The sequence below is a fragment of the Pseudoramibacter porci genome (genome assembly GCF_009696145.1).
GTDB classification, from domain to species: domain Bacteria; phylum Bacillota; class Clostridia; order Eubacteriales; family Eubacteriaceae; genus Pseudoramibacter; species Pseudoramibacter porci.
On sequence record NZ_VUMO01000019.1, the window covers coordinates 1 to 15288 of the forward strand.

Below are 15288 nucleotides of genomic sequence, written 5' to 3' on the forward strand. Positions count from 1 at the left end.
TTATGTCGGATGCAATGACCCAAAAACCCGCACGTCAGGCCAGCTGCTTCCCCTATTATATAAAAATAAGTGCAGCAGGATGAGAATTTCTTCTCTGTCTTGCTACACTTATATGGTACTAAAAACCCCTCTGATTTCTCAGAGAGGTGGAATCCCAACGGATATATGTCGGTCAGTCGACCGTCCGCCGTTTTTTCAGCCACAGCAGTCCAACAATCCCGGCTGCTATCAGCGCAAGGCTCACGAGCTGGGCTGTGCGCAGTCCAAAAAACATCAAGCTGTCGGTCCGAAGGCCTTCGATAAAGAATCGGCCGATCGAATACAAAATAAAATAACTGAACAACAGTTCGCCGTCTGATTTCTTGATCTTTCGCTCAACCACAAAAAGTAAAATCAAAAATACACACAAATCCCAAACGGATTCGTATAAAAAAGTGGGATGCACGTGAATCCAACCGAGTCTCGGATCGTGAACCGTGATGGCCCAGGGAAGATCCGTCTGTCGGCCGTACGCTTCCTGATTGAAGAAATTGCCCCATCGGCCGATGGCCTGCCCGAGGGGAAGGGCCGGAATCAACACGTCAGCCAGCTTCAGAAAAGATAGCTTTCGCGCCTTACAAAATAGCGCGCCGGCGATCAATCCGGCGATGATGCCGCCGTGAATCGCGAGCCCGCCGTTCCAAATTTTAATGATATCACCGGGGAAGCGGCTGTAGTAATCCCATTGAAAAATTACGTACCAGAGTCTCGCGCCGACGATGATCGACGGCACCATGACAATAAAGAAATCGTAAATATCGTCCCGCGCGATGCCGGCGTGATCCGCGCGCTTCGCGGCGATCAGCAGACCGATCACCAGCGCTGAAGCGATCAAAACGCCGTACCATCTGACGGTCAGCGACCCGATTTGAAGGGCGATTGGATTTGGTGCTCTCATACCTTCACTTCCTCTTTTTTGTCCGGATGGGCGTCTGTTCTAAAAGCGGCCTTCTGCTGGGCCGCCATGGCTAGCATTTCTGTCGCGTGGGTTTCAGACAGATCCGTCACCTTCGCGCCGGAAAGCATCCGCGCGAGCTCGTCTCGGCTTTCCGCTTCATCGAGGCGGTCAAAACTGACTTGTGTGGTGCTGTCGTCACCCTCTTTAACGACGCGGAAATGGGCATCTGCCATCGCGGTAATCTGCGGCAGATGGGTGATCGTGATAACCTGGCGTTCGCGGGAAAGCTGCAGAATTTTTTCCGCGACGACTTGGGCGGTGCGCCCGCTGATTCCCGTATCGATTTCGTCGAATATCATCGTTTCGACGCGGTCGTATCGGCCGAAAATACATTTAATCGCCAGCATAATCCGCGAGATTTCACCACCGCTGGCCACCTCTTTCAGCGGACGGATCGGCGTGCCGGGATTCACCGAAATTTTAAAGCTCACTTGATCGTTGCCCCAAGGCGCGATGATTTGTTCATCCTCTTCCACTGAAATGACAAAGCGCGCTCGGGGCATGGCCAAATCTGCCAGCTGCCCTTCAATCGCGGCCTCCAGCGATTGAACCGCCTGCACCCGTTTTTCGTGAAGCGTTCTGGCCGTTTGTCGATAGGCTTTCCAGAGCTCAGCGTATTCCTTTTTCATTGCGTTGAGTCTGTCGTCATGATGGGCAAGATTATCGTACTGCTCGTTTAAATGTGTCCCATACGCGATGATTTCCTCGACGGTGTCGCCGTACTTGCGTTTCAGACTGTCGATCAGCGACAGCCGCTTTTCCACTTCGTCAAGACGGCCCGGCTCGAAATTTAAATCCTCTTGATAACTGGCAAGCTCGATCGCAAGCTCCGAAAGTTCCGCCGAGGCCGTCTCCAGCGCTGCCTGATAAGCCTTGAACACGCCGTCAAATTGACTTAATCGATCGACAATCCGCTGCACTTTGCTGAGCTGCGCGAGCATGCCTTCTGAATCGTCGTCGGCGCCGTTTAAAAGCTGTCGCCCTGTTTTAACCTGTGAAAAAAGCATTTCGCTGTTCTCGAGAATCCGCTGTTCCTTTTCCAACCGCTCATCTTCTCCAGCACGCAGCTGTGCCGCTTCGATATCCTTGATTTCGAAGGCCAGCACCTGCTTCTGTCGGGCAAGTTCTCTGTCATCCTGAGCCTGCGTCTTGATCTGGCGGCTCAGCTCTTTGAGCCGTTCAGCCTGTTTCCGGGTCTGTCTGAGCAATTCGTCTGTCTCGTCGCCGCCCCAGGCGTCGAGCAGGCGTCTCTGGGCTGCGGGCTGAAACAAAGAATTGTTTTCGTGCTGAGAGTGAATGTCGACCAGATCCTGGCCGATGGCTTTCAGCTGAGCAACTGTCACCGCGAAGCCGTTAATGCGGCAGGTGTTTCGGCCGTTCTGCGTCAGCGATCGATTGAGAATTAAAGTCCCGTCCTCGACGGGGATTGCCATATCCGAGAGCTTTTTAGCCACCGATCCCGCCGGGTCAATTTCGAAGACCCCCTGGACCGAAAGCTTAGCGGCACCGGTTCGAATGTTTTTCCGATTCCCGCGCTGCCCGAGGATCAGTGTGAGTGCGTCAATTACAATGGATTTTCCGGCGCCGGTTTCCCCGGTGATGACGTTGAGGTGATCGTTAAAATCCACCTCGAGCTTGTCAATCAGCGCGTAATTGGCAATCGAGATCCGCTTCAGCATACTGTTTTCTCCATTTTTCCTGAACCATTACAACAGGCCCTTCATCAGCTTGCGAAATTGTTCAGCGATGACACCCTTGTCTTTTTCGTCTCGGAGGGCGACAAAAATCGTGTCGTCGCCCGCAATGGTGCCGACAATTTCCGGCCAGTTCAAATTATCAACGGCGATGGCCGCCGCCTGCGCCATGCCCGGCAAGGTGTGCAGCACGATGATAAACCCCGCGATATCCACACGCATGACAGACTGTCTAAACACGGTTTTGACCCGTTCGTCGTAAATGCCCTTCACGTCCTGCATGACAGCGTAACGCTGCCCGCCGGTTTTATCGGCCACTTTAATGAGTCCCAGCTCCTTGATATCCCTGGAAACCGTCGCCTGGGTCACTCGATAACCCTCTTGCTCCAGATAGCGGGCAAGCTCCTCCTGCGTTTCTATTTTGTGGGTTTCGATGATGTGCAGAATTTCGGATTGCCGCGTCCCTTTCATGAATGCCTTCCTTTCTTTGCCTTTTCCATTCTTTATAAGCAGCGTTTAATGATCTGCGAATTTTTTCCGCAGCTGTTCGTAAAAATTGCGGTTTTGAAATAAAATGAGATTGGTCATATACGGTGCTTTCTCGATATGCAGGTGTTCGCCGTAGCTCAGCGGCATCTGCACCTGCCCGTCCGCTGAGACGATCACCTCGCCGACACTGCCCGGCAGGCTGATGTCGACCGCCGCCGTCCCCGGAAGAACGTACGCCTTGTCGTGCAGCCGGTGGGGGCAGATGGGGTTGAGCAGCAGCACGTCCGCCCGCGGATCCACAACCGGGCCGCCTGCCGCCAGCGAATAGGCCGTCGACCCCGTCGGTGTCGCGAGAATGACGCCATCGCCGCTGTATTCGTCCAAAAGTGCGCCGTCGACCTCGATGGTTAGATTAATCATGCGGATGCCGATGGCCTTGACCACCAAATCATTGAGGGCCACTTGAGATTCGTACTCGCCGTTGAGCTTTTTCACCGTGCTGACGATCATCGAGCGCTGATCAAGGGTATAATCCCCGTCGATGAGCATTTGCAGAATCTCTTCGTAAGAAGACGCGTCGCCGTTGGTCAGAAAGCCGAGTTTTCCCAAATTGATGCCGCAGATCGGCGTCTCGTATGCACTGGCCTGTCTCGCGATGCCGAGCAGGGTGCCGTCGCCCCCCAGGACAACGATACAATCCGGCGAGCTGTAAAACTGATCCTTAAAACAGGCCTTGACGCCGGCGATGCCGCCGATTTCTGCGTATTGATTGTGAAGCATCATCGGCGTGATCCCCTGGTGTACAAGGTATTTTACACAGCGAAAAGCCGTTTCGTAGGCATTCTGTTTATCCGTGTTGATAAAAATGCCAACTGTCCGTATGGGTTTGGGTGTGTTTTGATTTGGTGTCATGATGTTGCGTTTTCCTGTCCGTGATGTCTGAAATGTTCGTGTGCGCTGTCAACCAGCGCCGCGATCCTGTCTACGCCCGAAATGGCGTCTTGATGGTCTATTGCTGCGCCGGCGCCTTCCTTTCTCGAAAAGCATAAAAATTCAATATTGCCCTTCGGTCCCCGAATCGGTGAAAATGACAAGCCCAAAACTGAGAAGCCATTGGCTTCGATACCCGTTGTGGTCGCAATCAACACCTTCTTATGAATTTCGGGATCCCGGACGACGCCGTTCTTCCCGACATTTTCCTTGCCGGCTTCAAACTGGGGTTTGATGAGCCATATACCCAGAGCGCCGTCCTTGACACAGCGATGAATCGCCGGCATCAGCTTCAAAATCGAGATAAAGCTCACGTCCATGACCGACCCGTCGGCGAGTCCACCAATGTCTTCCGGGGTGGTTTTTCTGAAATTCGTCCGCTCCATACATGTGACCCGCTCGTCATTTCTCAGTTTCCAGTCAAACTGGCCATACCCCACATCGATTGACGTCACGTGGCCAGCACCATTCTGAAGCAGCACGTCGGTAAAGCCGCCAGTCGACGCGCCGATGTCGAGAAACCATCGATCTTTAACCGGGAATTCAAAGACTTTCAGCCCCTTTTCAAGCTTAAAGCCGCCCCGGCTCACGTAGGGCAGGCCTTCCCCTTTAAGGGTTACCTGTTCCTTTGAAAGTTCCGCCGGAACTTGATCCCCGGCCTTCGTGTGGACGGTTCCATCAATTTCGACAAGGCCGGCCATAATGGATTTCTTCGCCTTTTCCCGGCTGTCGAATAATCCCAGTTCTACTAATTTTTTATCTAATCGTTCTTTTTGTTTTGCCATTTTTATTCGTGTTTATTGAAAAATCCCTGAACGTTCGCCATGAAGCGGGACAGTCCCGACACAATGCGCACGCCCTGCTTCATACCGACATCTTTGAAAATTGCCTTTCCGCCGACTGTGATACACGCGACAGACGCAGAAATCATAAGGCCGAGCAGCATTGAGCTCGACAGCTTATAAAACTGTGTCAGCTGTCCTGTAATGGAAACGGCGACGCTCCCTGAAATAATCCCGCAGATGTCGCCTATGACGTCACAGCACACCGACGACACTTTTGACGCATTTTTGACGATCTTCACCGCCATTTTCGCCCCTTTGATCTTCCGAGAGGCCATCGCGTTGAAAGGCTCTATTTTCACTGCGGTGACGGCGATGCCGATCATATCCATAAAAATACCGACGGCGACAATCAAAAACAAAATCACAATCGATACGATCAAATTCGCATTGGACAGCACTGTGTCGGAAATATAATCAATGACAAAGGTCGATAGAAAGGTGCCGATCGCTACGAGCGCGAGCCACTTCTTTCGGTCATTCTTCGCCTTTTTGGTCTTTGCCAATCCCTTAAACTTCCTTTCTGATTTCATCCTGAAACTGCATAAAGTTTCATTTAAATGATATTTTTATTATAGCCTAAACGCAAACAATAAAAAAGGACTATGACGACGCATAATCCAAAAAAATGATTAAAGGAAAATCTGACAAGTAAACTTTGCAACATAAGTCCAGTAGGATTTCCCAGAATCGAGACTATCCGTCGCCGGATGAGCGATTTCTCATTATCCGATTCTCCAGCTTAAAAGTTGGGACTGGATTGCCACTAAGCGTGCACTTTAATCCCTGACAGACCTTTTTCAAATAGCCTAGGCGTTTTCCGCGGCGGTCCTCCTGACCTTTAGCCTCTTTTGCAATAAGGGTTTCGATCGCAATATTGCCACTTGCCGGGCCCTGACAACATGGCAACTGTCAGACCATCTACCCAAACCACTCAAGGCAGGCTACGCTGGTTCAAAATCTTTCCAGGCCACAACAGGCCCTGACTTGTTCCCAGGTTTTCCCTCTGCTTACTCAGAAGCGCTTGCTGCGATGAACACCGCCGTATTGTTACACCCTTCCAGTAGCGCAGAAGTCTCCACGAAGGCAGGGTCATGATCTGCATGCCGTTGCAGGATGCCCCCTCCTTCTTAACCTCCTGGCAAAACCCCCAACTGGGCGTCAAAGGCCCTGCCAAGAGACTTCATCGATATGCCCTTCGACGGATTTTTAGGCCCGCCCTCGAGGCCAGAAGTGCCGACTAGGATACTACTTCCTTTAATCCAAATTATTATATGCACATCTTCTCGGTTCGTCAAGCGCTGCCCTTGCGCACCAAGGTCCCTTTAAGCTATAATTTAAGAAAAAACGGAGGCTATCATGCGTTATCAAAACGACTTTATCGATTTTATGGTGCGTTCCGGCGTTCTGACCTTCGGTGATTTCATCACCAAAAGCGGCCGTCCGACCCCGTATTTTATCAACACCGGCAATTACCGCACATCTGAACAAATTGCCAAGCTCGGGCAATATTACGCGGATGAAATTTCAGAACATTTAGACGGCATCGACTTCCTGTACGGTCCGGCCTACAAGGGTATTCCGCTGGTTATCAGCGCGTCCGCATCCCTCTACCGGGATCATCAGATCGACATGCCCTACTGCTTCAACCGAAAAGAAGCAAAGGATCACGGCGAAGGCGGTTCGATCATCGGCTACCGTCCTCAGGCCGGCGATACTGCGATGATCGTCGAAGACGTCATCACCGCGGGCACCTCAGTCAAAGAATCGGTTCCGCTGCTCAAATCTCTGGCTGAAAACGTCACGGTCAAAAGCTTGATTATTTCCGTCGATCGAATGGAAAAGGGCGACGGCGACAAAACGGCGGTTCAGGAAATCAGCGACACCCTCGGCATCGAAACCCATCCGATGGTCACAATCGAAGATATTTTAAGCCATCTCTACAATCATCCCGTCGATGGCAAAATCGTCATTGACGACGCGATGAAGGCCAAAATCGAACAGCATTTAAAAGATTACGGTGCCTAAATTTTTCATCTCATAAAAAAATGCGAAAGACTTTTCAGCCTTTCGCGTTTTTTATTGCTATTGAATCGACTTACGCGTTTTCTTCCGCTTCGCGCCGAAGCTCAGCGTTCATAAATTGGTCGAGGTCGCCGTCCATGACGCTCTGGATATTCCCGACTTCGACACCGGTCCGGTGGTCTTTGACCATCGTGTACGGATGGAACACGTAGGAACGGATCTGTGAGCCCCAGGCGATTTGGGAGTAATCGCCGACAACGTCTTCCAGCTTTTCTTTCTTTTCCTGTTCCATGATTTCCAAAAGCTTTGACTTCAGCATGTTCATCGCCACTTCTTTGTTCTGGTGCTGGCTGCGTTCGTTCTGGCACTGCACCACGACACCCGTCGGAATATGGGTGATTCGGATGGCTGACGATGTCTTGTTGACGTGCTGACCGCCGGCTCCGCTGGAACGGTAAGTATCCACCCGGATATCATCCGGATTGATTTCAATGTCGATGGAGTCATCGACCTGCGGCGTCACATCCAGTGATGCAAAAGAAGTGTGCCGGCGCCCGGAGGAGTCAAAGGGCGAAATGCGCACCAAACGATGCACGCCTCGTTCGGTTTTTAAATACCCGTAGGCGTTGATCCCTTCGATCAACAAGGTCGCGCTCTTGATCCCGGCAATATCCCCGGGCTGATAATCCAGCTGTTTGACTTTGAAGCCCTTGTTTTCCGCCCAGCGCACGTACATTCTAAAAAGCATCGACGCCCAATCGTGGGATTCGGTGCCGCCAGCTCCCGGATGCAGTGAAATGATGGCGTTGTTGCTGTCGTATTCGCCAGAGAGCAGCATCTCCACCTTGTAAGCGTCAAATTCTTTGCGGAAGGCGGTTAACATCGATTCGAGTTCATCATCGCTTTCCCCTTCTTCGGCCAATTCCAGCATGACTTCGACGTCTTCAAGATCACCTTTCACGTCATTATAGCGCTTCTGTTTGCTGCGCAGCAATGTTTCTTCTTTCAGAACCTTCTGCGCTGTTTTCTGATCGTTCCAGAAATCGGGAGCCGTCGTCTGTTTCTCCAATTCCTCAAGTCTGGCTGCCAGCTCCGGCAGATTCAGGGACTTGCCCAAATCTGCCATTTCGCTAGACATCCCGTTTACATTTTGTCGCGCTTCGTACAAATCTATCAATATTCTGTTCCTTTCTCAATTCCTTTAATCCGCATCAATCGGCGTAGCGGCCGTGGCAATTTTTGTATTTCTTGCCGCTGCCACACGGGCATGGATCGTTGCGGCCGATTTTCTTCTTATGGATCGTCTTCTGAACCGGTTCATCGCTGCCCTGCCCTGTGATCTGAGCTTCATTGGTGTGCATCTGCGCCCGATTCTGCCGCTGTTTCGGCGGCACCAATTTGATCTTCGCGTTGTAAATGTATTTGACGGTTTCTTCCTGGATTTCAGCGTTCATGTCCTCGAACATCTTGAATCCTTCGTCCGTGTACGCCACAACCGGATCATTCTGGCCATAGGCGCGCAGGCCGATCCCTTCCTTGAGCTGTTCCATGTCGTCGATATGCACCATCCACGCCGCGTCAACCGCGCGAAGCAGGACAACCCGTTCCATATTTTCCATTTCGTCTTCGCCGATCAGCGCGACTTTTGCCTGATAATTTTCGCGGCAGAGGGCGTACAGCTGATCCTTGATATCTTGGACCGTGACGCCGTCTTCGAGTGTCAAGCGATCGACCGGCAGAAATTCGCTGAAATAACGTTTGAGCTTTTTAATATCCCAGTCTTCCAGCGTATCCCCGGCGTTGGTGTACATGTTGACGTAATCGTTAATGACGTCCTTCGTCATTTTGTCGATCTGTTCGTGCATGTTCTTACCATCCAGCACTTCTTGGCGCTGAGCGTATATGATTTCACGCTGCCGGTTCATAACGTTGTCGTACTGCAGGACGTTTTTACGAATATCAAAGTTGCGAGCTTCGACTTTCTTCTGGGCGCTTTCGATACTGCGGTTCAGCATCTTGGCATCCAGAGGCGTTTCGTCATCCATCCCGAGGTTTTCCACCACGGATTTAATGCGGTCGGAACCAAAAATGCGCATCAAGTCGTCTTCAAGGGATAAGAAGAACTGCGTCGAACCCGGGTCGCCCTGACGGCCGGCACGGCCGCGCAGCTGATTGTCAATACGTCTGGATTCGTGGCGTTCCGTCCCGATAATGTGCAGCCCGCCGAGTTCTGCGACGCCCTCGCCGAGCACAATATCTGTCCCACGGCCGGCCATGTTGGTCGAGATCGTAACGGCGCCCTTTTGTCCAGCCTGGGAAATGATTTCCGCTTCCTTTTCGAGGTGCTTGGCATTTAACACATTGTGTTTGATGCCTTCGCGGCGCAGGTATTGACTCAATATTTCCGATTTTTCAATGGAGATGGTCCCGATCAAAACCGGCTGGCCTTTAGCGTGGCGCCGCTTCACGTCTTCGGTCACCGCTCTGAACTTCGCCTTTTCGGTCCGATACACCAAATCATTTAAATCTTCACGGATCATGGGTTTATTGGTTGGAATGGTCACAACATTTAAATTGTAAATGGTGTTAAATTCTTCTTCTTCCGTCTTCGCTGTCCCGGTCATCCCAGCCAGCTTGTCAAACATTCTGAAGTAGTTCTGGAAGGTGATGGTCGCCATGGTTCTGGATTCGCGGTTAACCGTTACGTGTTCCTTGGCTTCAATCGCCTGGTGCAGCCCGTTGGAGTAGCGGCGCCCCGGCATTTGACGGCCTGTAAATTCATCGATGATGATGATTTCGTCATTCTTGACAATATAATCGACGTCTTTGGTCATCAGCGTGTTGGCGTACAGGGCCTGGTTAATGTTGTGCATGATTTCCATATTTTCGACATCGGCCAAATTCTTAACGCCAAAGAATTTTTCAGCCTTCGCAGTCCCCTTTTCGGTCAGAGTAACGGCTTTTTCCTTTTCATCTTTTTCGTAGTCGTCGCCCTTTAGGCTTTTGGCAAAAATATCTGCCGTGCGGTAGAGCTCTGTGCTTTCGTCGCCGCTTCCTGAAATAATAAGCGGTGTCCGGGCTTCGTCGATCAAAACGGAGTCGACTTCGTCGATAATCGCGTAGTGCAGACCCCGCTGCACCTGTTCTTCCTTAGACGTGACCATGTTGTCACGGAGGTAATCAAATCCGAATTCGTTATTCGTTCCGTAGATGATGTCGCAGCGGTAGGCGTCCTGCTTTTCTTCGTAGGACAAATCCGGTACCACTAAGCCGACGCGCATGCCGAGGTATTTATAAATTTTCCCCATCCATTCGCTGTCTCGACGCGCCAGATAGTCGTTGACCGTCACAATATAAACCCCTTCACCGCTCAACGCGTTCAGATAAGCGGGCAGCGTCGCGACCAAAGTTTTCCCTTCACCTGTACGCATTTCTGCGATATCGCCATTATGAAGCACCATGCCCCCGATGAGCTGCACCGGGAAGTGGCGCATATTGACCGTTCGGGCCGCCGCCTCCCGAACCGTCGCAAAGGCTTCGACTAACAAATCGTCAAGGGTTTCCCCATTGGCAAAGCGCTCTTTAAATTCGACGGTCTTGTGTTTTAAATCGTCGTCGGACAACGCTTTGTACGTATCTTCCAGCGCAACAATTTGATCCGCAACCTTCGCTAATTTTTTAACTTCTTTTTTACTCGGATCAAAAAGATTCTGCAAAAATCCCATATATTTCAATCTCCCTTATTTATAAATCATGTAGATAAAACGGCTTTTTTATATCATGTCTGCCTGAAAAGCAAATTAAGCTTTCAAACAAAAAAGGCTGAGTACACAGCCTTTCCGTTTCAAGCGTATATCTTTCCCGATTTTCAGGATTTCTTTTTTCTCCAAAAGGAGACCTTCCGGTTATCTACATTAATTTCAACTTTTTCAAAGCCTATGCGTTCCCGATCTTCGTCATTGGTCACATTGCCGGCCGCCACTGGATTCTTAACACCGGCCGGTTTCGACTGCTGTGCCGAAGCGATTTCACTTTCGCTTTTCTGCACTGCTGCGCGATTGTGCTGCTGCTTGAGCCGTTTGCGTTCAGCTTCCGAGCGGCTGAAGGGGCTGTCCGACTGAACCTCTTCGCTGGCACTTCGGCGGCCGCGCTGGCGCAAAGCCCGCGTATCTTCCGAGACTTGGTGCCAAATGTTCAGCATTTGCTTTTCATTGTCGCGGGAAGCGTCAGCCCGTCTAGCCGCTTCCTCGTCACTGTATTTCCGGTACGGATTGATCTTTTTAGAAGTCCCTTCCGTTTTGGTTTTCTTTTTCTTTTCAGGCATTTCCCACCGCGGCGCATCTGAAGTCTGCACTGCTGCCTGCGTGTTTCTTTTTGGCGCCGCCGGTTTCGGCTGTTGAGCTGTTGCTGCTGATTTGACTGCGTCACCGTCTGTTGGTTTGTAATCCGCCATTTGCTTTCTATCCTCCTGAATATTTATTGCCCGGCGATACGTCTCTGTCGGTTTTGCCGGTTTTTTCCCGCTGTCATCACTTGGCTGAGAGCCGAAAGCCAATTTTCCCTTCTCCCGCTCAGTGTAGAAAGATTGTGTGAAAAATCCAGATTCAGCAAAATCCTCTGCTTCTTCCCTTTCTCTTCGGGCAGACATTGAAACTCCCGTGTCAATGGGCTTCGTGTCGTATTTCCCCAAATCTTTTAATGTTGTAAAGACCCGCGTGTCGTCCGAAACGGTCGATGCCGGACCCCTTGTCGCAGTTCCCGAATTGTGGGACTTGATCCGCTCCAGCAATTCCGGCGACAAATCGGGCAGAACCGTCGTTTTTTCTGCTTGTTTGTTTTTCGGTTCTTCTGGCTTCTGCACGTTTTCCCTCACTGCAGGACTCCGTTTTTCCTGCGCAGCACGGCGCTTTCTCGGCGCTCTAGCTGTTTTTTTCTCCGGTTTCGCTGGCTTTTTCTGAATTTCACCAGTCTGCTGTTTGATTTCCTGTCCAAACAAGGTCTCTGAATCCTGATTCAGCCAGTCAAGGGGACCCGTTTCGTAGCCGGTTTCTTTTTTCTGGGCCATTTCTTGGATCATACTGTTTTCGTCGGGTGAAATGATGTAATCCGCATCGCCTTCGTTTAACTCCTCAGAAAACGGATCCTGCCCCTTGCTGTCCTGCATCGCGTACTGCACCCAGCCCAAAAGGCCGACAAAGACGAGAACGCTTCCAATCGAAAATCCGCCGACGCCGCCGTAATAAGCGGTGATGCGCGAAACGTAAGGCACCTGTACATTGATTCCCAGCATCCAAAGGGCTGTGGTCGCTCTAGAGAGCGGTGTGTACACCGCGTTGACCCCGCGGGTAATGCCTGACGACAAGTTTGTGTTGGTCAGTGCATTCACGATCCCCGGCGTGACCGGCATTTTGCCACCGTTGATAAAGGCAACAATAAAATTGGCTGTGGTGCCAACGGTAAACAAGATGGCCCATAAATCGTCAAAATTAAAAATGAGCATCAATAAAATACAGACGTAGCTGGCAAAATTGATGAAGGTCGTGATGCCGCTCGCCTGCCCGAAATAAAAATAAAGGTGGAGAACAATTTGCAGCAAAATGCCAATCAAGCCAACGGGCCATAGATTGATTTTTCGTTTTCGCATAAGTCCGATCGAACCGCCTCTCGCGGTTCCAATGATCAATCCGATAACTATCGCTAATATGACAAACATTGATTCCACCCTGTATTTCTATATATCCCCATCATGTCATTCACACGAAACCGATGGCTGACGCATATTTTTATATTAATTTCTTCTATATTAATGCAAAGAAAAACTAAACTAATTTTAAAACAAAAAATTACCCCTGTCAATAAAACACCCGCTAAAAGTATTTAGCGGGTAGTGTTTCTAAAGTAGCGGTCTATTTATCTTTGACGCGTTATGCAAAGGTCGGTTCAATTAAACCGTAATCGCCATTTTTACGGCGGTACACAACGTTCACATCATCGGTTTCCGCGTTCAGGAAAACGAAGAAATCGTGTTCCAGGAGATCCATCTGCATGGCAGCTTCTTCCGCTGACATGGGCTTAATCGCAAATTTTTTCGTTCTGACGATTTTCGGTTCGTCCATGACATCTGCCGATTTTTCGTCGAGGTCGTCAAAGGCTTCAAATTTAAGCTTGCTGTCCTGTGCTTCGTAGCGTTTTCTCAATTTTGTCTTATATTTTCTCAGCTGTCCTTCCAGTTTGTCGATGACGGCTTCTATAGACCCCATCGTGCTGTCGGTTTTTTCTTCAGCCCGAAGGATCGTCTTGCCAAGCGGGATGGTCACTTCAATGACCTGGTAGCTCTTTTCTTTTTTGAAGGTCACGTAAACTTCTGTTTCCTTGTCAAAATAACGATCAAATTTCTGGAATTTCTTTTCAAGTGTTTCTTTTAATCCATCTGAAATATGCATGTTCTTTCCATAGATCGTAAATTTCATTTTTATGTCCTCCAGTCCTTCGTGTTGTTTTTCAAAAACGATGCCGCCTTTGAAAATCGCAATCGGTAGGCTCTTGTTCAATTTGTAACTTGAGCTTATCATTGATTACGCTTTCATTATAGCATATTTACGATAGTTTTGCACGCATTATCCTATTTCTTTTTAAGCTTTTACTTTTTATTAATAAAACCTAAATTTTTTGTAAAAATGCCGCGATTTCTCAGAACTTTCCAAAATTCGAAAAAAACTATGATATAATATTAAATATTTTATTCCAAAACCATCAACGATTAACAAACGTTTTAATCAGGAAAGGATTTTTATGAGTCTTGGCAAAAAAATTCTAGCTGTCGTACTTTCAGCACTTCTGCTCGTTGTCGGAAGCGGCGCCGTTTATCTATTCAATATTCGCAGCAGTATCTCCGGCGCTTCCATCGATGATAAAGACGTCAGCGTCAATAAATATTTAAACCACGATATCGTCAATATCGCGCTCTTCGGGGTCGACGGCCGACCCGACGTCGAGGGAAACCGTTCCGACACGATCATGATCGCCTCAGTCAATTTTAAGACTGGCAAAACTGTGCTGACCTCTATTCAGCGCGACACCATTGCCCGCATACCAAAGAACAGCACTATCAAAAAAGAATCTTACACGAAAATCAATGCGGCTTACAGCTACGGCGGACCAGAACTGGCCATCAAGACGATCAACGAAAACTTCGATTTGAACGTGACAGATTACGTGACCATTAGTTTCCAATGTATGATCGACTCTGTCAACGCTGTGGGCGGTGTCAACATCAATATCGAAAGCGACAGTATTCTCAAATACACGAATAAATACATTAATGATTACAATCGGCTCAATAATACCCACGCCAAAACGCTGACCCACACTGGAAAGAATCACTTAAACGGCATTCAGGCGCTGGCCTACAGCCGCAACCGTTACAGCGACAACGACTTTGGCCGCACAGAGAGACAACGGAAAGTCTTTAACCAAATTTTCAAGAAGATGACAAAACTCAACAGCTTGAAATTGGCTAATCTGATCACCAAGATTTATCCAAACATCCGGACGTCCATGTCCACCACCGAGCTTTCGACACTGCTCAGAGGCTACATGCAGATGAAAAATAAAAAAATGACCGACCAGCACGTGCCCTACGACAATTATTACGCTTTTGTCAATTACGAAGGCTCCTCGATTGCCCCAAAGACGCTGGTCGACAACGTCACCTTGATGCATCAGTCGATCTACGGCACCAAAAAAGCGTACACGCCGTCTGATACGGTCAACGAAATCAGCGATGGCATTGTCCGAAGAACCGGCGTCGGCACGCTGACCGGCACCACAAGCGCCGATTCGTCTTCCGGCTCGTCATCGACTTCGACCTATTCGTCCGGCTCATCTTCGTCGACAACCCGACGGTCGACCCGCTCGTATTCAAGCAATTACAGCACCAGAAGTACGACACCAAGCACATCATCGAGCGCCAATGGAACAAGAGCAACGACGCCAACACCTCCGTCGACAACATCGCCAAGTGAAAGTGAAAGTACTTCCACATCTACTTCAACTGGAACAGAGACCGCAACAGAATAAATAGCACTACACACAAAAAAGGGACAGCCCGGCGATGGGCTGTCCCTCAGACTGTAGACAAAGTCTAGGGCAAACGCTCTAGGCTTTGTTTATTATCGCAATCATTTTTCACCTGTTGCCATACAACCGTGGTAAAATAGCAATAATAGAAACAGGCCATGCATTCAGTAAG

Annotated in this window: 12 protein-coding genes; 2 read left to right on the plus strand and 10 right to left on the minus strand. The window is 49.6% G+C overall.

The features are described 5' to 3' along the window. Positions 1 to 172 precede the first annotated feature (172 nt). The 6 genes from lgt to FYJ52_RS09625 are packed head-to-tail and all read right to left on the minus strand — an operon-like array spanning position 173 to position 5518. Positions 173 to 937: a prolipoprotein diacylglyceryl transferase gene (lgt, locus tag FYJ52_RS09600; RefSeq protein ID WP_154577005.1), complete on the minus strand. Its 765-nt coding sequence runs from the start codon at positions 935 to 937 to the stop codon at positions 173 to 175. Next, entirely contained in the window at positions 934 to 2676 is a 1743-nt protein-coding gene (recN, locus tag FYJ52_RS09605) for a DNA repair protein RecN (protein WP_154577006.1), read from the minus strand. Before recN ends, lgt begins: the two co-directional genes overlap by 4 nt. A gap of 27 nt (positions 2677 to 2703) precedes the next feature. Next, positions 2704 to 3162: an arginine repressor gene (gene argR, locus FYJ52_RS09610; RefSeq protein ID WP_154577007.1), complete on the minus strand. Its 459-nt coding sequence runs from the start codon at positions 3160 to 3162 to the stop codon at positions 2704 to 2706. Positions 3163 to 3207: 45 nt separating this feature from the next. Beyond that, entirely contained in the window at positions 3208 to 4092 is an 885-nt protein-coding gene (locus FYJ52_RS09615) for an NAD(+)/NADH kinase (protein ID WP_154577008.1), read from the minus strand. After that, the gene (locus FYJ52_RS09620; protein ID WP_154577009.1) at positions 4089 to 4955 is read right to left on the minus strand and encodes a TlyA family RNA methyltransferase; all 867 of its coding nucleotides are present in this window, start codon (positions 4953 to 4955) and stop codon (positions 4089 to 4091) included. The genes FYJ52_RS09615 and FYJ52_RS09620 overlap by 4 nt, the downstream gene beginning before the upstream one ends. Positions 4956 to 4957: 2 nt before the next feature. Then, a complete protein-coding gene (locus FYJ52_RS09625) occupies positions 4958 to 5518 on the minus strand; it encodes a CNNM metal transporter family protein (RefSeq protein WP_154577010.1) in 561 nt (186 codons plus the stop codon). An 853-nt stretch (positions 5519 to 6371) separates the two neighbouring features. Between FYJ52_RS09625 and pyrE the strand changes: the two genes are divergently transcribed. Then, a complete protein-coding gene (pyrE, locus tag FYJ52_RS09630; RefSeq protein WP_154577011.1) occupies positions 6372 to 7040 on the plus strand; it encodes an orotate phosphoribosyltransferase in 669 nt (222 codons plus the stop codon). A 70-nt stretch (positions 7041 to 7110) separates the two neighbouring features. Here the strand turns inward: pyrE and prfB are convergent, their stop codons facing one another. The 4 genes from prfB to hpf all read right to left on the minus strand — a co-directional run bounded on the left by prfB (position 7111) and on the right by hpf (position 13507). Further along, positions 7111 to 8214, minus strand: a complete 1104-nt coding sequence (prfB, locus tag FYJ52_RS09635; protein WP_154577012.1) for a peptide chain release factor 2 — start codon at positions 8212 to 8214, stop codon at positions 7111 to 7113. 34 nt (positions 8215 to 8248) lie between these two features. Further along, positions 8249 to 10762, minus strand: a complete 2514-nt coding sequence (gene secA / locus FYJ52_RS09640) for a preprotein translocase subunit SecA (RefSeq protein WP_154577013.1) — start codon at positions 10760 to 10762, stop codon at positions 8249 to 8251. A 143-nt stretch (positions 10763 to 10905) separates the two neighbouring features. Then, a complete protein-coding gene (locus FYJ52_RS09645) occupies positions 10906 to 12750 on the minus strand; it encodes a DUF5317 family protein (RefSeq protein WP_154577014.1) in 1845 nt (614 codons plus the stop codon). 211 nt (positions 12751 to 12961) lie between these two features. Next, on the minus strand, positions 12962 to 13507 hold the full coding sequence (gene hpf / locus FYJ52_RS09650; RefSeq protein ID WP_154577015.1) for a ribosome hibernation-promoting factor, HPF/YfiA family: 546 nt from the start codon (positions 13505 to 13507) through the stop codon (positions 12962 to 12964). 322 nt (positions 13508 to 13829) lie between these two features. Between hpf and FYJ52_RS09655 the strand changes: the two genes are divergently transcribed. Beyond that, entirely contained in the window at positions 13830 to 15116 is a 1287-nt protein-coding gene (locus FYJ52_RS09655; protein WP_154577016.1) for an LCP family protein, read from the plus strand. Positions 15117 to 15288: the final 172 nt, after the last annotated feature.